A 19,686-nucleotide genomic window follows, 5' to 3' on the forward strand; every position below is an offset into this window, starting at 1 on the left:
CTGATCTGATAACTACTGTCTAACGAGCAGTGTCTGACTGTCCGACAAGTGAATGCGGCTTTCCTGTATGCCCATTTGCCGACTGATATTTTTTTTCAGACGAGTGACGGCACTGCTCTCTGCCTGCCTGCCATTTTCTTTTGTCACCGTTAACGCCAAATCTGTCAGGCAGCCATAACTGCTGCTTTCCGGATCCTCATCCACTGAAAATGTAATTTTCTCCGCACACAGTCCTTCTGAACGTGCCTGTGCCTCAATCTGCTCCGTTACCGCCGACTTGTACTGGGACATATAATAATCACGATACTCCTGCTCCAGTGTGGAATCTGTCTGATATCCCTTACTGCTTGTTCTCAGATTTTCCAGCAGACAGATGACCTCACTCTCCATATCACCATGCACGATCCGAAGCAGGGGTGTACTGATCATCAGAATAAGGATCAGTCCTGTACACATATGAAAATATCTTTTATAGTGTGACGGGATCAGATGCTCCATGTAGCTGCACAAGATCATAAATACTGCCAGTTTTTTTACCCATGCCAACAGCTGTTCCATTTTTCCTCCTTCAGATATCAATCACTGAGGCAGCATTACATACAACAGCCAACGACAGAATAAACATCAGGACACAGCCGATCAGAACCTGAAGAAGCATTCCGACTCCCTGAGTCATAGATTCCATACCGTCTAACAGCCGTTTATCTGTCACCGGCTGTATAACGGCCTGTACGACTTTATAAGATAAGAAAACCATACAGACCCGGACCACGGGGACCACACAAATCAGAAGAATCACGATCAAACTCCCCATTCCCAGGACATTGCGTATGAGCACACCCGATCCGATCACGGCACCCAGGGCTGTATTCATTGCTGCGCCTACGCCGGGGAGGGCGGATACCAATTTATAAGCCACCGTTCCCTTCGCCCGGTCTATGGCCGGTAAAAGCATCGTCTGTAAAATATTAATACCCAGAATAACACCGACAACGGTTCGGATACTCCACCGGATCAGCAGTGCCAGTAATTCACTGAGTTTTGAGAGATAATCTTCCTTTGATATGTGATTGACCAAAGCAGTCAGCACATAAATCTGGATCAGCTTCATGATCAATGTACTCATCAGCCAGTCTGCAATGGCAATGGCTGCCATCATCAGCTCATAATAGGCTCCTGAAAGCAGGCTTCCCGTTGTAAAAGTTAACGCCGCACAAAATGTCGGCAGCAGGACTTTCATAAATCCTGTCAATGACTTCAACACATTCGTGATAATGGCAGCCGTCATGATAAATGACGTCATCATCAGTGTCATCAACAATGTATATGTCAGATAAAACCCGGTCTCTGCCACCTGTTCTTTTGAAAATGCCATGGCAAAATTCGTAAAAATCGCACCTATGACAGCAAAACAGGCAATTTTAAACAACAGCTGCTGATTCTCATAAATGCCGCCTGTGATCTGCTCTTTGATCATTTGTCCGAGCATCTGTCCGGCACTGTCAAGGCTCCCTTTCATCAATGCCTGCAAAATTTCTTTAAAGGATATGGAAGATTTGACAGTCATTGCTTCAGAAACAGCTTTTTCTATATCCGAAAAATCTCCCAGCATGTCCAGGGAAAGCGCTGCCTGATCCTCTGCTGTTGTCTGATCTTCTTCATTCCGGCTGCCTGTTTCTGTCTGATCTGTCATCCTGGCCGCCATCATTTTCTCTGCCGTGGCTGCCTGCACTTTTTCTGTCGGTCCGGCGATGATGATCCATGAAGCGATTTCCAGGATCAGAGTAAAGTATCCCAACCGATACAAAATTTGTTGTCTGAAATTCTGTCTCATTCCTTTTCTAAGATGTCCCGGCTGCATTCAGGCTCCCATAAATTCTGTGATGGCACTCATCAATGTCTGGAGTACCGGAAGACTCATTACAACAATCGTCAATTTGCCTAGAAGTTCAATCTGTGACGCAATGGCCTGATAACCGGCATCTTTACAAATACAGGAGGCAAAATCACAGATATAGGCAATACCTGTAATACGCAACAAAATTCTTATATAAACCGGGCTGACTGACAAATAATCCCCAAGTGTTTCAATACTCCCTGTAATTTTCTGAAGACAGATCAGTGCAAATCCAAAAATAAAAATACCGGCTCCGATGCTGATCATGGAACTGTATTCCGGCCGGACAGATTTCATATACAATGCCAGCATGGCGGCCGCAATTCCCATGACAGCTGCTTTGATCACTTCCATTCATCTGCCTCTTTCACAATGCAAAAAGTTGTTGGATTGTCTGAAACAATTCATAAATATACGGAACAATCCACATCAATACAAGAATCAGTCCGGCAAGACTCGTCAGGAAAGCCTGGTCATCCCTGCCGGAATGTTTTAACACCTGATTTAATACGGAAATAAGGATGCCCACGGCTGCTATTTTAAATATCACATTGACTGTCATACCGGACCTCCCGGAAAAATGATATTAACCAATAAAAAAGATTATATCAGCAAAACCATCACAAAAAATCCTGATAAAATTCCAAGCGTCATACTTAGTTTCTGCTTCTGGGCCAAAGATTTTTCAAGGCATGTCATCCTGTCCTCCAGCAATGCCATACATCCCTCCAGCGCAGATAACTGCATCTGACTGTCCAGATACCCCATCTGATTGCCCAGATCCAGAAATATCTTTTGATCCTCCTTCGTCAAACATGTCTGTTTTAAATATTGAACTGCACATTCCTGCCACAATATCTTTAAGGTCTGGCCCGTCATCTGCCGCATTTGTTCCGAAAGCGTTTCATAAAAATCTGAAAAAGGTTTCCCGCATCGACCTGCCGTCTCACTGATGGCCTCCGGAAGTTCAGCTCCTGTATAACGAATTTCTCCATGGAGCATCAAAAGGGACTGTCTCATCTGCCGCATTTGCTCAATGCGCTTCCGACAGGATTTCCCGACAGCCAGTCCCGTTCCCCCGCATCCCATCATCACACAGATGACACCGATCATTTTGATAAAGATAATCCCTGTCTGCATTCAAAATGGCCTCCACATGACCGATCTTTTTTCTCCGGTCAAGAATCACATACCGTTCAAATACCTTTCTCTCCACCATTTTTTGAAGTGCCGGACGCAGCTCAAGCTTTTCAACAGAATCCCCATGTGCTGTAGCCAGCAACCAGCAGCCACAGTTAATGACTGACTCGATGGCCTGCAGATCTTCCCTGCTGCCAATCTCATCCACAGCCAGTACCTCCGGATTCATGGAACGAAGCATCATTTCCATTCCTCTCACCTTCGAGCAAGCATCCAGTACATCTGTACGCATCCCCACATCATTCTGGGGAACCCCGCGGTAGCAGGCTGCAATCTCTGAACGCTCATCCACGACACCTACCCTCCTGCCTTTTCCGAACTTACATCCATTTGAGAACTGGCGGATCACATCCCGAAGCATCGTTGTTTTTCCGCAACCCGGAGACGACAGAATCAATGTATGACACGGCCGCCCGTTTTCATACAACCAGGGCATCAATGAATCAGCACAGCCCTGCACCTGATGTGCCAGACGCACATTCAAAAATGTAATAGGACGGATGCTTCTGATTCCCTTCTGATCCGATAAAACCTTGCCTGCAAGACCAATTCTGTGACCACCCTGAATGGTCAGAAAGCCTTGACGTATTTCTTCCTCATAAGCATAGATCGAATAATGGCTGATAAAGGTCATTGTCTCCTGAATTTCCTGGGCAGATACCCGATAAGCCTGTGACATCTCCGTCACAAACCCGCTCTCATTGCCAATTAAACGCTCCTCATTATCATACAAGAGCATCAGAGGTCTTCCTGCTCTCAGTCGGATTTCCTGCAATTGATCAAATTTCATGGGTAAAGCCGTTAATAATTCCCGTATATGAACAGAAAAAATCTTCATCAGCTGTGTTTTTCTATCCATTGGCATCACCTCTGGTAAAAAATATATTCAGCTGATGAAGATTTTATGATTGGTTGTCTCTGTCACTTATGATCAGATATTGTTAACGATCCCATTTGTCGCAGAGATTGTTGATCTCGTTGGTGAATCGGGTAAGATCCTTGTTGGTTCCGCCTTCATTGTGGCGGATCACAAGCATCAGGCGGCGTCCTGCATTGAGCAGACGTTCAAAGACTGTCGCAGCTTTACGCTGCATTGCTTTCTTCGGTGTAACCCGTACCGGTTCCGGAGCCTGAATGCATTCATTGGTCAGCAGATCATATTCCGCACCTGTATACGGTGCCACCGCATCAATACCCAGTTCGTCTTTGATCCTTGCTGCAAATACATCCGTCACTGTGTCCTCGCCATGAACAACGAAAACTCTATCCGGCTTCTTCTCAAAGGCTCCGATCCATTTCATCAGACCTTCACAGTCTGCGTGACCGCTGATGCCTGCCAGAGAAGTGATCTCTGCCTGTACCTCAATGGTCTCGCCAAAAAGCTTTACTTCCGTCGCACCCTCCACAAGATTACGGCCCAGTGTGCCTACAGACTGATAGCCAACAAAGAGAATCGTACATTCCGGACGCCACAGGTTATGCTTCAGATGATGACGGATACGGCCTGCATCACACATACCGGATGCAGATATGATCACCTTCGGCGTTGTAGATACATTGATTGCAATAGAATCATCACTTGTAACTGCTGTCTTCAGTCCCGGAAAACTGATAGGGTTAATGCCCTGTCTGATCAGTGCCATCGCATCATCGTCATAATATCCCGGAACATTTCTGTTGAAAACATTCGTTGCTTCCACCGCCAGCGGACTATCTACATATACCTCAAAATTATCATGATTCTTCACAAGACCTTCTGCCTTGATCTGTCTGATAAAATAAAGCATCTCCTGTGTTCGGCCAACAGCAAAGGAAGGAATGACCACATTGCCGCCCCGGTCGAAAGTCCTCTGGATGATTGCTGTCAATTCCCTGATATAATCCGGACGCGGACCATGGCTTCTGTCACCGTAAGTAGATTCCATAATGACATAATCAGCTTCCCTGATATACTGCGGATCTTTGATAATCGGCTGATTCGTGTTGCCGATATCACCGGAAAATACCAGTTTCTTCGTCACACCCTGTTCTGTTACCCATACTTCGATGCTGGCTGATCCAAGCAAATGTCCCGCATCTACAAAACGTATCTCTATACCGTCGCATACCTGTATCTTCTCCTCATACCGGCATGGTACAAAATACTGCAGAATCCCCACTGCATCTTCTGTGGTATAAATCGGCACAATCGGCGGTATGCCCGCACGCTTGCCCTTACGGTTCTTCCACTCTGCTTCAAATTCCTGGATATGGGCACTGTCAAGCAGCATAATCTGGCAGAGCTGCTGTGTTGCCTCTGTTGTATAGACACTGCCTTTAAACCCCTGATTATACAATAATGGCAGCATCCCCGAATGATCGATATGGGCATGCGTCAGAAAAACGTAATCCACATCAGAAGCCGGAACCGGAATTTCCTGATTCTCATAAAGATTCTTGCCCTGCTCCATACCACAGTCAATGAGAATCTTCTTGCCTGCTGCTTCGAGATAATGCTTGCTGCCTGTTACCTCATGTGCTGCTCCCGAAAAAAACAGTCTCATAAAAAAGCCCCCCTTCTTTGGTAATATTATACCAAAGCAAGAGAGGCTATGCCACATTATTCGTAATATTTAATACATTTATCCCAAGTTGTCTATGAAATATCCGATTATCTCTTCATTACTATTACTACATCAAAATATAATACTAATGCTCTTCTGATAATTCTTCCTCCGGTGCCATGGCATAGGTCTCAATGAGTTCCCATATCTCATCTCGTCCCTGCTTTGTCACCGCAGAATACGGAACAATCGGCGTTCCTTCTGCTACATTCAGCCCTTCCCGGATCAGCTTCAGCTGTTTCTGAATCTGGCTTCGCTTGATCTTGTCCAGCTTTGTAGCGATAATGGCCGGATAAAAGCCGTTTTCAATGATCCAGCTGTACATATGCTTGTCATTGGCCGATGGTTCATGACGGATATCCACCAGCAGAAAGACCATGCGGAGCTGTCTGGATTTTCGGAGATAATTCTCGATCATCTTGCCCCATTTTGCCTTGACAGCCTGTGAAACATTGGCAAAACCATAACCCGGAAGATCGACAATATAAATCTCGTCATTCACATTGTAATAGTTGATGGTCTGGGTCTTACCCGGCTGCTGGGAAACTCTTGCATAGGCTTTTCTGTTCATCAGACCGTTGATCAGTGAGGATTTGCCTACATTGGACTTACCGGAAAAAGCAACCTCAGGATGCTGGTTCTCCGGCAGCGTACTTGTAATACCGCATACTGTTTCCAGATTTACATTCTTTATAACCATTCTTCTTCTCCTGCCAAAGCCTTAACTGTTTGCTGCCTGTGCCTTTGGCATACTCTCCAGTGCTACCGGAAGAATATCTGCCATTGTAGCTGCATAGACAAACTTCATATCTTTGGTGATCTCTTTGTCAAGTTCCCTGATATCTCTGCGGTTTTTCTCCGGTACGATCACTGTGTGAATGCCTGCTACCTTAGCCGCAATGGACTTCTCACGAAGACCGCCGATCGGAAGCACACGGCCTCTCAAGGTAATCTCACCGGTCATGGCCACATCTGCACGAACCGGAATACCTGTGATGGCAGAAAGCATCGCTGTTGCCATGGTCACGCCTGCTGAAGGGCCATCCTTCGGTACCGCACCTTCAGGAATATGGATATGGATATCATTTTTCTCAAAAAATTCTTTATCAATATTGAATTTGTCACTGACAGAACGGATATAGCTGATAGCCGCCATGGCTGATTCCTTCATGACATCTCCCAGATGACCAGTCAGTTCAAACTTACCTTTGCCCGGCATCACATTGACCTCAATAGAAAGGGTATCACCGCCTACACTGGTCCATGCCAGTCCCCGGACGATACCGATCTCATTCTTTGCATTGGCCATCTCATAGTCATATTTCTTTGTGCCAAGGAAATGTTCCAGATTCTTCTCTGTCACTTTGACATTCTTCTTGCCGTCCTGCAGGATCATACGTGCTGTCTTTCTGCAGATATCGCCCAGACAGCGTTCCAGACCACGGACACCTGCTTCACGGGTATAGTAAAGAATGATATTCTCAATGGCTCCGTCCGTAATCGTCAGCTGTTTTGCTTTAATACCGTTGGCTTTCATCTGCTTCTCGATCAGATGCTCTTTGGCAATATGAAGCTTCTCATTCTGTGTATACGTATTGATCTCGATAATCTCCATACGATCTAACAGCGGACGCGGAATAGTGGACAAACTGTTGGCTGTTGCAATAAACAGAACATCCGAAAGATCCAAAGGCAGTTCCAGATAATTGTCTCTGAACTTGCTGTTCTGCTCTGAATCCAATACTTCAAGCAGTGCGGAGAATGTATCACCCTTATAGTCTGTGCTGACTTTGTCGATCTCATCCAGCAGCATCACCGGATTCTTCACACCTGCGTGGGCCAGACCTGAAGCAATACGCCCCGGCATCGCACCGATATAAGTTCTTCGGTGACCGCGGATTTCCGCCTCGTCATGGACACCGCCAAGGCTGATACGGACATATTTCTTGCTCAGTGCTCTTGCGATAGAACGGGCAATAGATGTCTTACCTGTTCCCGGCGGTCCCACCAGACAAAGGATCGGGCTGTCTCCCTTCTTCGTCAGCAGTCTGACGGAAAGGAATTCAAGAATTCTCTCTTTGACCTTCTCCAATCCATAATGATCCTCTCTCAGAATCTTCGCTGCTTTGTCAATATTTTTGTTGTCACGGCTTGTCTTGCTCCACGGCATCTCAAATAATGTATCAATATAAGTTCTGAGGACGCCTGTCTCAGCTGAATTGCCTGCGGATGCTTTAAAACGGGCAATTTCTTTCTCAAGCTTTTCTTTGACGAATTCAGGTGCTTTCAGTTCTTCCAGCTTCGTCTCATACTCATCGATTTCAGACTGCATGTCATCGCCCAATTCTTCACGAATCAGCTTCATCTGTTCACGCAGCACATAATCTCTCTGATTCTTCTCAAGCCGGCTTTTGACCTTATTCTGGATATCCTGATTGATCAGAAGGACATCATATTCCTTCTCCATGATGCGGCACAGTTCCTCATAACGTTCACGAAAATCCACCTTCTCCGCCAGTGTCTGTCTGTCCTGCCAGCGCATCGGCATGTTGGCACAGAGCTGATTCGTCAGTTTAACAATATCCTCTGCCTGTTCCATCTGTCTTGTGATCTCCGGACCAAACTTGGCACCGGCATCGATAAATTTCTTAAGTATTTCCTCAAGGACACGGCGCATAGCCTCTGCCTCGTTCTCATTCTCCACCTTTTCTTCTCTGTCATGAATAATGACATCCGTCAGCAAATACGGAGACACAGAAATCACCTCATCCAACTCTGCCCTGAATTTGCCTTCCGCCACAACACGGACCATATTCTCAGGCATCTTGACAATCTGTTTCACCTTCGCCATGGCACCTGCTATATAAAGGCCTTCCTGCTTCGGATCTTCCTCATCAGGATCTTTCTGTGCCACCAGGAAAACCATCTGGTCTTTGACCATGGCTGCTTCCAGTGCTGCGATGGATTTCTTGCGGCTTACATCAAAATGCAGGATCATATCCGGCAGGCATACAAGCCCTCTAAGTGCTACTGCCGGCATTCTGCAGTTAATATCACTCATCTCTTTTGTTCACCTTCTTATCATTGGTTGTTTGATTTATATCTTTCAATTGTCTTTTTTCTCTACTTGAACAAAATTTCTGCCAAGTTCTATCAATCGAAAAAAGGCTGCCGTATCATTTCAACCGGCAGCCTTGTGAATTCTATGCGATTTCTCCGCTGTTCTTGCGGGATGACTTCTTTGTCTGTCCCTTCTTAGATGGAAGCTGCGGCTCACCGTGAACCAGCTCAGGAGTCGCCTGACCATCAACAACAGCTTTGGTAATAATACACTTTTCAACTGTCTCTTCTGATGGCAGTGTAAACATTGTATCCATCAACACATTCTCAACAATGGAACGCAATCCTCTGGCACCGGTATTTCGCATAAATGAGCGATGGGCAATTTCATGAACAGCCTCATCTTCAAACTCAAGATCCACACCATCCAGCTGGAATAATTTCTTGTACTGTTTAATGATCGCACTCTTTGGTTCTGTCAGAACACGAACAAGAGCATCTTCATCCAGCAGATCAAGGGTTACGCTGACCGGCACACGACCTACAAATTCAGGAATCAGGCCATATTTGACAAAATCCTGAGGCAGAGCCTGCTTCATCAGCTCACTGACATTCTGTCCTTCTTCCTTCACATGGATCTCTGCATTAAATCCGATGGACTGACCGTCTGTTCTTGATTCAACAATCTTATCCAGACCGTCAAAGGCACCGCCGCAGATAAACAGAATATTCGTTGTATCGATCTGAAGAAATTCCTGATGCGGATGCTTTCTGCCGCCCTGAGGAGGAACAGATGCCACCGTACCTTCCAGAATCTTCAGAAGTGCCTGCTGAACACCTTCACCGGAAACATCTCTTGTAATAGAGACATTCTCGGACTTCTTTGTGATCTTGTCGATCTCATCGATATAAATAATACCTCTTTCGGCTTTCTCAATGTCATAATCTGCTGCCTGAATCAGCTTCAGCAGAATATTCTCCACATCTTCACCGACATAACCGGCCTCTGTCAAAGCAGTTGCATCTGCAATGGCAAATGGTACATTCAAAATCTTAGCCAGTGTCTGTGCCAAAAGTGTTTTGCCGGAACCGGTAGGTCCTACCATAATAATATTGCTCTTCTGCAATTCCACATCATTGCCGGCATTGGATGTGATTCTCTTGTAATGATTATAAACAGCAACGGATAAAACCTTCTTAGCCTGTTCCTGTCCAATGACATACTGATCAAGGAAATTCTTGATCTCAACAGGCTTCAGCAGATTAATATCAGCATCATTCTGATCCTCTTCCATCTCATCTTCGATGATCTCCATGCAGATATCCACACATTCATCACAGATAAATGCATTCGGACCTGCAATGAGCTTGCGGACCTGATCCTGTGTCTTATTGCAAAAAGAACATCTTGGCTGCTTCTTGTCATCAATACGACTTGCCATATACTACCTCTTTTACTTCAAGACTTGCCTATGCACGCTTGGTTACTACAGCATCAATCAGACCATAATTCTTGGCCTCTTCTGCACTCATGTAATAGTCTCTTTCTGTATCCGCTGCAATCTTCTCTAATGGCTGATGTGTATTGGCAGCCAGTAATTCATTCAGCATACGCTTTGTGTACTGGATACGGTCAGCAACGATCTGAATCTCTGTTGCCTGTCCCTGTGCACCGCCTGATGGCTGATGAATCATGATGGTTGAATGTGGCAGAGCCAGACGTTTGCCTGGTGTACCGCCTGCCAGCAGGAATGCACCCATACTTGCAGCCATACCCATACAAATTGTAGATACATCACACTTAATAAACTGCATGGTATCATAAATAGCCATACCTGCGGATACAGAACCGCCAGGGCTGTTAATATACATCTGAATATCCTTTCCCGGATCTTCAGATTCAAGGAAAAGGAGCTGTGATACAATCAGATTGGCGGATACATCCGTTACTTCTTCTCCAAGGAAAATAATTCTGTCTTTTAAAAGTCTGGAATAAATATCAAAGGCACGTTCGCCTCTGCTTGACTGTTCAATGACTGTAGGTACTAAACTCATCCTTATCCTCCTGTCAAACCGGATATGTCATGCATATCCGTAATGTCAGCATTTATTAATACCACAGGGCTGCGGCAAACTTCTCTGCGGCAGCCCTGCTATCTTACGTTATGATTATTCTGCGTCTTCTACAGTTGCTTCTACTTCAGTTACAGGAACTTCAACAGCAGCATCTGTGATCAAATCAAGAGCTTTCTGTGCAGCGATATCGCTCTTAATGTTCTCTGTTTCTTCGTCAGCAAAGATTTCTTTAACCTTTTCTACTTCAAGGCCATATCTTTCAGCAATGTTAGCGAATTCCTTCTCAACTTCTTCTTCGCTTGCTACGATTCCTTCAGCTGCAGCGATTGCTTCAAGAACAAGTCTGTTCTCGATGTTCTTCTGAGCCTGTGGTTTCATCTGTTCAAGAAGGCCGTCTGGTGTCAGACCTGTGAACTGATAGTACTGAGCCATAGAAAGGCCGTTGGACTGCATCCGCTGTGCAAACTGATCCATCATCTGTCTTGTCTGAGTAACTACCATAGGATCCGGAATATCCATCTCAGCGTTTTCTACGATCTGTCTGATGATCTTTTCCTGTTTTTCCTGACGTGCAGCTTTTTCTTTCTGTTCTGCAATGCCTTTCTTTACATCTTCTTTGTATTCATCAAGTGTATCGAATTCAGATACATCCTGAGCGAATTCATCATTGATCTCCGGAAGTTCTTTCTTCTTGATCTCGTGAACTTTAACTTTGAAGACTGCAGCTTTGCCTGCAAGTTCTTTAGCCTGGTAATCTTCCGGGAAAGTAACATTTACTTCTACATCAGAATCTGCTGCGGCACCAACAAGCTGATCTTCGAATCCAGGAATGAAAGAGCCTGAACCAAGTACCAGAGAATGGTTCTCAGCTGTACCGCCTTCGAATACTTCACCGTCTACAGAACCTTCGAAGTCGATAACAACTGTATCGCCATTCTCAGCTGGTCTGTCAACTGTGATCTCTCTTGCGTTCTGTTCCTGAACTTTCTTCAGTTCAGCTTCGATTTCTTCGTCTGTTACTTCTACTTTAGTCTCCGGTACTTCGATACCTTTGTACTGGCCAAGTGTAACTTCCGGTTTAGTAGCAACTTCTGCTGTAAAGATAAACTCCTTGCCTTTTTCCATCTGTGTAACATCGATGGCTGGCTGAGATGTGATCTTGATATCCTTTACTTCTGCAAGAGCCTTGTCGTATTCTTCCGGAATAACAATGTTGGCTGCATCTTCATAGAACATGCCTGCACCGTACATCTTCTCTACCATTGCCTGAGGCACTTTACCTTTTCTGAAACCAGGAATGGAGATCTGATTCTTCATCTTCTTGTAAGCCTGTGTAATAGCCTTATTGAAAGTTTCAGCCGGAACTGTAATTGTCAGTTTCGCCATATTATGTTCTAATTTCTCTACCTGTACACTCATGATATTAATATCCTCCTTCATCTATCCCGAAACCGGTCCCTCCAAAGTGCGGAGTCGGCCTGTTTTCAAGCGCTTATGGATTTAAGTATATTATACATCCGGGCATATGTAAATAGGGGAAGGGCACTTTTTTCTAAAAAAACCATAAAAAAATGGCTGTTATGGTAAACCAATCGATAAAAGGTGGCCTTTTTAATTAATTGTTTTACCATAACTTACAACGATTAATGATTCCGGGCTTTTACTGGTCTCGCCGGCTCCGCGTGACGGTTATTATACAAAAACATCAATGCTGACATACCGAAGATCAACACATATCCAAGGATACTGATCCAATCCGGCAGTTCGCCGAAAAAGATGAAGCTCCAGATGGCTGCAAAAATGACCAATGTATAATCATAGATGGAGATTTCTCTGGCCGGGGCATACTTGTAGGCGGCTGTGATGCCAAACTGACCTACGGCTGCACCTGCGCCTGCACCAATCAGAATCAGGAACTGCTGCAGTGTCATCGGTTCAAAGAAAAAGATCATGTACGGCAATGCCGCCAGGCATGAAAACGCCGAAAAAAAGAATACAATAAAGGGTCCTTTTTCACCTTTAATACCAAGATACCGCACACAGGTGTACGCACCGCCGGCACACACACCGCCGATGAAGCCGCAAAGCGCCGGAAATGTGGCTGACAGATCAAAGGATGGCTTGATGATAAACAAACTGCCGATAAAAGCGATTACGATGGCAATACACTGGAAGGGTGATAACTTTTCCTTCAGGAAAATGTAGGAAAAGATCAGTGTAAAGAAAGGTGATAACTTGTTCAGCATAGAAGCATCCGACAGCACCATATGGCTCAATGCATAAAAGTTACAGAAAATACCAATGGTTCCAAGTACAGCACGCAAAATCAATGCCGGCAGATTCTCTTTCTTGCAGGAAAAACCCGCTTTGCTTCTATATAATAAGATAAACGCAATGATCGCTGCCACAAGATTTCTAAAAAAGCTCTTTTCAATAGACGGCAGATCACCAGACAGCTTCACGCATAAATTCATAATTGAAAAGCCAAATGCTGAAATCAAAATACACACAATGGCTTTATTTTTTGTATTCATATAACAAATCCTCTCATCTCTTAATATTTGCTTTGTCTGACTATTTTCGCCTGATCATTTTCCTTCTGATCAAAAAGACTTTGTATCTCAACAATCTCTTCCACTTTCATTCTGCTCATGACGCTGTTATGATACCGGCCATCATAAGTCACGTCCTCACCAAACCAATCCGGCGCCGAAAAGCTTTCTGCTTCTTCAATACTTGGGAATTCGACTTCCGCCACAATGACACCCTCAAATATGCCGCTGAAAACATCCAATTCAATGGTATATGGAACCAACGGAATGAGATACCGTCTTTTGGTAATAATATTGCCATCTGCTTTCTGAAGAAGATGGGCATATGAATCTGCATCCAAAGGCAGATTATATTCCTCCCGGGCCATCATGCCGCCACCTTTATAAGTCATATAATACGTCTCATCCTCCCGGCGCACTCTGACAACAGGCTTTACATTCAAATAACCCTGCTCAATCAAACGACTTTTGTAATTTTCTAAATCCGACGGCATTTTTTGAATTAAAAATTTACGCTCTATTTCCATAAAACAACTATAAACCTCCTAATTATTCCACTCATAGTTTCTGTACGTCATTCACATACTAGTAACAGGATAAACAAAAACACTTCAAAAAGCAAGTCTTGTTTATCCTTTCAGATACAGGATAAAGCGAACCAAAAAACGGAGGTGTCACAATGACAAACAATTCTAGTTCTACAATGGAAGTACCACAGGCAAAAGACGCAATGGACAAATTTAAAATGGAAGTTGCCAGCGAAATCGGTGTCAACCTGAAACAGGGTTACAACGGCGATCTCACCAGTGCCCAGGCAGGTTCCATCGGTGGTGAAATGGTTCGAAGAATGATCAAGCGGCAGGAAGAACAGATGGCCAACGGCGGTATGCAGTAACTGAATCTCACGATCCATCAGCTGCGTACCCAATCAACCGCCCCAGGCGGCATTTGCAGACTGCAGCCGATGACTGAAACAAACGCCGGGAAAGCGGATCCAGAAGGGTCCGCTTTTTCCGTTTCATAATTGATTGCCTGCCGCGCCGCTTTGATTGCCCTACACGCCTAAAATAACACAAAAAATTCGGGGATGCTGCACTAAGGCCTACATCCCCTCATCGTTTGATTACATTCACTTCTTCTGCCTGCTGACTATTCGTCCTCCTCGTCATCTTCAACAGCAGCTGCCGAGACCGCTGATGCAACAGTTGCAACAACGACCAGTACTGCGATGATAACAACACCAAGGATCAATGCAGGGAAAAATACTGACATAAAATCCATATCTTACACCTCTCTTGCTCCTGTCTCACACTGTCTGTCTAAAAAGTCTGTTCAGCATTCAGTGCAAATTACCTATGGATATTATAGCATGTTCCTCAAAAAATGCAAAGTTTTTTATAAAACACTATTGTAAGAACTTTATACAGTATTTAGAAAATTATATTCATATATGCTGATTATTTAGAAGTCTCTGATTCTGTCTCCGCAGGTGCAACTGCCTTGGCATTCTCTTCGAGAATATTCTGGACTTCTTCGTTAATGATTATCTGATTTAAATATCTCTTGCTGTAATCTTTCTCCAGAGTTGCAGCATCTGCATAACCGCTCTGTTCTGCATACTGAGCAACCTTCTCATCATAAAGGGCATCTACATCAACTTTTTCTGCTTTGGCAATGGCACTTACAACCAGCATATAACCTGCTCTTTCTTTGCCATAATCTTGTGCCGACTGATTGAATTCTTCCTCAGTCTGATTCATGTACTGTGTCAGGAAATCAGACAATTCCAGACCAAAGTAGGATGCATACTGCTTATAATAATCTGTATACTGAGTAGCATACTGTGTAACCAGTTCTTCTGGAATTTCCTTAATCTCGGCATTGTCTACCGCCTGCTGAAGAAGTTCTGACTGCTTGCTCTTCTCTGCTTCAGATTCCTTATTCGCCTGAAGCTGTGACTTCACATATGCACGATATTCCTTGACATTGGAAACACCATCAATATTCAGGCCTTTAACAAAATCATCATCCAATTCAGGGACAATATCATCACCCTTGATATAGTTGACAGTTACATCAAATGTAACATCCTTGCCTGCCAGATCCGTGTTTGTCTTATATTCATCCGGGAACTTCAGCTTCAGTGTTGTCTTATCACCCGGTTTCACACCAATCAGACCATCTTCAAAGCCATCAATGAATGTGCCTGAACCGATTGTCAGGGATGCACCGGAGGCTGTACCGCCATCAAATGTCTTACCATCAATCTTGCCTTCAAAATCAATATTAACTGTATCACCATCTTCAACTGCCCTATCAGTAATCTGTTCTGCTGTTGCATGGGCAGTTAATGTACTGTTAATCTGTGATTCCACTTCATCATCAGAAACAGAAACATCTGTTTCTGTGTATGTCAACCCCTTATATTCACCAAGCTTGACCATTGATTCTACGTCATATTCATAAGGATATACATTTGTATCCTCTGTCTCTGCAACTGTTTCAGATACAGCTTCTGACTGTGCCGTCTCTGTCTCTGATGAAGCTGCTTCTGTACTCTCTGTTGAGCCCTTACCGCATGCGCATAACAAAACTGCCATGCCAAGGCATACAGCTCCAAGTTTTAAACTTCTTTTCATCATTGTATCCTGTCCTTTCATATCAATGATATTATTTATACCACAAAATCTGCAAAAATAAAAGTCTTTCTCACATAGTTCACAGTTTGTTCAAATTCTGATATGTCGTCTTTATGCATCAAATATTTCTGTTCTGCCTTCCACATCGGCACCATAACAACTGCCTTCTGTCTCCGGCGCTACCTTACCGTTGCTGGCCTCCGTTACTTCCTTTATAAATGATTGAAACTGCTCATCCGGTACAAGCAGCTGCATCTCTACTCCATCTGTATAAAGGGAATCAAGAATCATCAGATTCAGCTTCGCTGCCAGATACTGCATCTTGCCCAGCATTGTATAATCCATACTCATCCGTACTTTTCGGCAAAGATGCTTCTCAATGATCAGACTCTCCCGAAGTCCTTCCTGAACAGCCGCAGAATAGGCTCTGACAAGACCTCCTGTTCCCAAAAGAGTTCCTCCAAAATAACGTGTCACCACAACCACAGTATTCTTCAGCTTCTGCCCCATTAAAACGTCCAGCATCGGTTTGCCAGCTGTCTGTGCCGGTTCCCCGTCATCACTGCATCTGGCAGTTTCATGGAGAATTCCAACCGTAAAAGCATGACAGTTATGTCTTGCATCCCAATATTCTTTTTTGATCTTCTCAACAAAGGCCAGTGCCTCTTCTTCCGACTCCACATGCGCCACATGGGCAATAAAACGGGATTTTTTCTCAACGATCTCACCCATTCCGCCTCTGTAAACAGTTTTATATGATTTAACTCTATTCTCGTCTGCCATTCTATCTACATCCTTACTTTATTTCTCCGATTGTTTTCCAACCGCAATGTAAGTATAGCATCTCTTTTAAAAAAGCGCCATTCCTTTTATATTCCGAAAAATTACACTTTATTTCAAAGAGCTTATTTGCTATAATGATAGGACGAAGGAGGTTAAGTAATGGATTATAGTAAACACAATAACGAAAAGAAACGCAAGAAAATCCGTTCCAACGCTGCTAAATCCAGGAAAAAAGTCAGTTTTAATATATTCCGTTTCACGGTACTAGCCATACTGCTTATCATTGTTGTCGGTGCAGCAGCTGCCATCGGCGGTTTTAAAGGCGTCATTGACAGTGCACCGGATATTTCAGCAAGTGATGTCATGCCAAGCAAGTTGAAATCCGTTATGTACTATCCAGATGGCCAGGAAGCCGTTGAACTCGTTGGTGCACAATCTAACCGAACTATTGCTTCGATCAAGAATATTCCGGACTGTGTTCCGAATGCCTTTATTGCTATTGAGGATAACCGTTTTTATGAGCACAACGGTATTGATCCTAAGGGTATTGTCCGTGCCCTTTTTGTTGGTCTCTCACACGGCGGCAATTTCTCCGAAGGTGCCAGTACCATCACCCAGCAGCTGATTAAACTGACTGTTTTTGACGGCGGTGCCGAAACAGATACCATCCAGCGATTCAAACGTAAGTTCCAGGAATGGTATCTTGCTCTCAAGCTTGAGAAAGAGATGAGCAAAGCTGAGATTATGGAAGCTTACCTCAATACCATCAACCTTGGCCGCGGTGCCTATGGTATTGAAGCTGCTGCTGAACGCTATTTCAATAAGAAGTGCAGTGATCTGACAATTTCCGAGGCCGCAGTCATCGCTGCTATTGCCCAATCACCGTCTTACAATAATCCCATCGACGGTCAGCAAGTCAATGCTCAGAGACGTGATAAGATTCTGAACAATATGCTCACCCTCGGTTTCATCAATCAACAGCAGTATGATGAAGCCAAAGCCGATGATGTTTATTCACGTATTGCAGAAGTAAATGAGATTACCAAGGACAAAGAAGTCATTTATACATGGTTTGAAGATGCAGCTATTGACCAGGTACTGAAGGATCTTCAGGAGAAGCTTGGCTACACTTCCGCAGAAGCCAATACCGCACTTTACAGCGGCGGCCTTCAGATTTATCTGACACAGAACCGCCACATTCAGGATATCGTAGATCGATATTATAATGATGATGACAATTTCCCATCCACAGAATACCGTCTTCATTGGGCATTGACCTATAAGGATGAGGACGGACAGGAAGTCAATATTGATGAGAATTCCCTGCAGAGCTATTATGGCAAGGATGACTGTGACCTGCTTTATGACAACAAAGACCAGGCCAAACAGTCTATTGCAGATTTCCTTGAAGCCAAGGGCATTACCGATGACGATATCATCGCCCAGAACTTTGATATGACCGTCCAGGTACAGTCTTCATTCGTTCTGATGGATCAGTCTACCGGTTATGTACTGGCCTTGAGCGGCGGCCGCGGTGAGAAGAAGACAAGCAGAAGCTTTAACCGCGCCACACAGTCCACCAGACAGCCCGGTTCTGTTTTCAAGACGATTGCCGTTTTCCTTCCTGCTCTGGATTCCTGTGGGCTTTCACTGGCTTCTACTAAGGAAGATGAACCTTATACAACCCCTGACGGCTACCAGCCGTTCAACACCAATGCCAACTCCTATCAGGGAACGACGACTATTCGTGAAGCCATTACTCATTCCATGAACGTTGTTACAACCAAGTGGCTGGTAGAAGACGTCACACCAAAACTCGGTATTGAATATCTTGAGAATCTGGGCATCACCACTATGGATGAAGAGAATGACGCCTATGCACCACTGGGTCTCGGCGGTATTTCCAATGGTGTAACAAACCTTGAACTGACAGGTGCTTACGCAGCCATCGCCAATGGTGGTGTCTACACACAGCCGATCCTGTACAGCAAGATTTTGGACAAGGACGGCAATGTACTCCTTGACAATGTTCCGGAGAAACATACGGCCATGAAAGATTCTACAGCATGGCTTCTGACAAGTGCAATGGAAGATGTTGTATCCAAAGGTACTGGTACTCCCGCACAGATTTCCAACTACGGTATTGCTGAAGCCGGCAAGACAGGTACAACCGATGACTACAAGGATTTATGGTTTGTCGGCTATACACCATACTACACAGCCGGTATCTGGTTTGGCTATGATGACAGTACACTGATGCGTTACCGTCTCGGTTATAACTACAATGCCCACAAAGTCCTCTGGAAGAATATCATGAACGAAGTTCTTGAAGGTTATGAAGACAGAGATTTCGTTATGCCATCTGATGTAGAAAAACTTCGGGTATGCAGTACAACTGGCTTACTTGCCTCTTATGGCTGTCCTACAACCACAGAATATTTTGCCAAGGACACTGCACCAACAGAATATTGCAGCAGACATAGCTATCGTTACTATCAGAACGATGATGACGATGACTCATCCAGCAGTTCAGATAATAGTTCCAGCAATAATTCCGGGAACAACTCCGGCGGGGATAATTCCGGTGGTAACTCCGGCAGCAATTCCGGGGATAACTCCGGCGGGGATAATTCCGGTGGTAACTCCGGCAGCGACAATTCCGGTGACAACTCCGGCGGCGACAATTCCGGGGATAACTCCGGCGACAATTCTGGGGATAACTCCGGCGACAATTCTGGGGATAACTCCGGCGACAATTCCGAGGATAACTCCGGGGATAATTCCGGGGATAACTCCGGGGATAACTCCGGCGACAACGAATAAGCTGTTCACTAAATTAAGGGGATATGGTTTTTCAAACCATATCCCCTGTTTTT

Annotated in this window: 19 protein-coding genes; 2 read left to right on the forward strand and 17 right to left on the reverse strand. The window is 44.6% G+C overall.

The features are described 5' to 3' along the window. Positions 1-12 precede the first annotated feature (12 nt). The 14 genes from HED67_RS05590 to HED67_RS05655 all read right to left on the reverse strand — a co-directional run bounded on the left by HED67_RS05590 (position 13) and on the right by HED67_RS05655 (position 13,915). Complete coding sequence (locus tag HED67_RS05590) at positions 13-558, reverse strand: stage III sporulation protein AF (RefSeq protein ID WP_221717756.1); 546 nt, start codon at positions 556-558, stop codon at positions 13-15. Positions 559-568: 10 nt separating this feature from the next. Then, a complete protein-coding gene (locus HED67_RS05595; RefSeq protein WP_221717757.1) occupies positions 569-1,861 on the reverse strand; it encodes a stage III sporulation protein AE in 1,293 nt (430 codons plus the stop codon). Continuing rightward, on the reverse strand, positions 1,862-2,251 hold the full coding sequence (locus HED67_RS05600) for a SpoIIIAC/SpoIIIAD family protein (protein ID WP_178440858.1): 390 nt from the start codon (positions 2,249-2,251) through the stop codon (positions 1,862-1,864). 13 nt (positions 2,252-2,264) lie between these two features. Continuing rightward, positions 2,265-2,459 (reverse strand): stage III sporulation protein AC, encoded by a 195-nt coding sequence (gene spoIIIAC / locus HED67_RS05605; RefSeq protein ID WP_178440860.1) that lies wholly within the window; start codon positions 2,457-2,459, stop codon positions 2,265-2,267. Positions 2,460-2,500: 41 nt separating this feature from the next. Beyond that, on the reverse strand, positions 2,501-3,037 hold the full coding sequence (locus tag HED67_RS05610) for a stage III sporulation protein AB (protein WP_221717758.1): 537 nt from the start codon (positions 3,035-3,037) through the stop codon (positions 2,501-2,503). Beyond that, positions 2,931-3,956: a stage III sporulation protein AA gene (gene spoIIIAA / locus HED67_RS05615; protein WP_178440864.1), complete on the reverse strand. Its 1,026-nt coding sequence runs from the start codon at positions 3,954-3,956 to the stop codon at positions 2,931-2,933. The genes HED67_RS05610 and spoIIIAA overlap by 107 nt, the downstream gene beginning before the upstream one ends. Positions 3,957-4,038: 82 nt before the next feature. Continuing rightward, positions 4,039-5,640, reverse strand: coding sequence for an MBL fold metallo-hydrolase RNA specificity domain-containing protein (locus HED67_RS05620; RefSeq protein WP_178440866.1), 1,602 nt, complete (start codon positions 5,638-5,640; stop codon positions 4,039-4,041). 145 nt (positions 5,641-5,785) lie between these two features. Beyond that, positions 5,786-6,400, reverse strand: a complete 615-nt coding sequence (yihA, locus tag HED67_RS05625) for a ribosome biogenesis GTP-binding protein YihA/YsxC (RefSeq protein ID WP_178440868.1) — start codon at positions 6,398-6,400, stop codon at positions 5,786-5,788. 21 nt (positions 6,401-6,421) lie between these two features. After that, a complete protein-coding gene (gene lon, locus HED67_RS05630) occupies positions 6,422-8,761 on the reverse strand; it encodes an endopeptidase La (protein ID WP_178440870.1) in 2,340 nt (779 codons plus the stop codon). A 142-nt stretch (positions 8,762-8,903) separates the two neighbouring features. Continuing rightward, positions 8,904-10,202 (reverse strand): ATP-dependent Clp protease ATP-binding subunit ClpX, encoded by a 1,299-nt coding sequence (clpX, locus tag HED67_RS05635; RefSeq protein WP_178440872.1) that lies wholly within the window; start codon positions 10,200-10,202, stop codon positions 8,904-8,906. A 28-nt stretch (positions 10,203-10,230) separates the two neighbouring features. Further along, positions 10,231-10,815, reverse strand: coding sequence for an ATP-dependent Clp endopeptidase proteolytic subunit ClpP (gene clpP / locus HED67_RS05640; protein ID WP_015512677.1), 585 nt, complete (start codon positions 10,813-10,815; stop codon positions 10,231-10,233). Between the two features lie 114 nt (positions 10,816-10,929). After that, positions 10,930-12,255 (reverse strand): trigger factor, encoded by a 1,326-nt coding sequence (gene tig / locus HED67_RS05645; protein WP_178440875.1) that lies wholly within the window; start codon positions 12,253-12,255, stop codon positions 10,930-10,932. Between the two features lie 224 nt (positions 12,256-12,479). Beyond that, the gene (locus HED67_RS05650) at positions 12,480-13,370 is read right to left on the reverse strand and encodes a DMT family transporter (protein ID WP_178440877.1); all 891 of its coding nucleotides are present in this window, start codon (positions 13,368-13,370) and stop codon (positions 12,480-12,482) included. 20 nt (positions 13,371-13,390) lie between these two features. After that, on the reverse strand, positions 13,391-13,915 hold the full coding sequence (locus HED67_RS05655; protein ID WP_221717759.1) for a CYTH domain-containing protein: 525 nt from the start codon (positions 13,913-13,915) through the stop codon (positions 13,391-13,393). Between the two features lie 152 nt (positions 13,916-14,067). Here HED67_RS05655 and HED67_RS05660 point away from each other — a divergent pair, with 152 nt between their 5' ends. Beyond that, positions 14,068-14,283, forward strand: coding sequence for an alpha/beta-type small acid-soluble spore protein (locus HED67_RS05660; RefSeq protein ID WP_015512672.1), 216 nt, complete (start codon positions 14,068-14,070; stop codon positions 14,281-14,283). Positions 14,284-14,537: 254 nt separating this feature from the next. On the opposite strand, the gene HED67_RS17210 is transcribed toward HED67_RS05660, so the two are convergent. From HED67_RS17210 to HED67_RS05670, 3 genes are all read right to left on the reverse strand, one after another. Then, on the reverse strand, positions 14,538-14,669 hold the full coding sequence (locus tag HED67_RS17210; protein WP_260702705.1) for a hypothetical protein: 132 nt from the start codon (positions 14,667-14,669) through the stop codon (positions 14,538-14,540). Between the two features lie 176 nt (positions 14,670-14,845). Continuing rightward, on the reverse strand, positions 14,846-16,030 hold the full coding sequence (tig, locus tag HED67_RS05665; RefSeq protein ID WP_178440881.1) for a trigger factor: 1,185 nt from the start codon (positions 16,028-16,030) through the stop codon (positions 14,846-14,848). 108 nt (positions 16,031-16,138) lie between these two features. Beyond that, the gene (locus tag HED67_RS05670) at positions 16,139-16,810 is read right to left on the reverse strand and encodes a YigZ family protein (protein ID WP_178440883.1); all 672 of its coding nucleotides are present in this window, start codon (positions 16,808-16,810) and stop codon (positions 16,139-16,141) included. Between the two features lie 159 nt (positions 16,811-16,969). Here HED67_RS05670 and HED67_RS05675 point away from each other — a divergent pair, with 159 nt between their 5' ends. After that, on the forward strand, positions 16,970-19,633 hold the full coding sequence (locus tag HED67_RS05675; RefSeq protein WP_221717760.1) for a transglycosylase domain-containing protein: 2,664 nt from the start codon (positions 16,970-16,972) through the stop codon (positions 19,631-19,633). The last annotated feature ends 53 nt before the right edge of the window (positions 19,634-19,686 follow it).

The organism is Pseudocoprococcus catus (assembly GCF_019734885.1).
Taxonomy (GTDB): Bacteria; Bacillota; Clostridia; order Lachnospirales; family Lachnospiraceae; genus Coprococcus_A; species Coprococcus_A catus.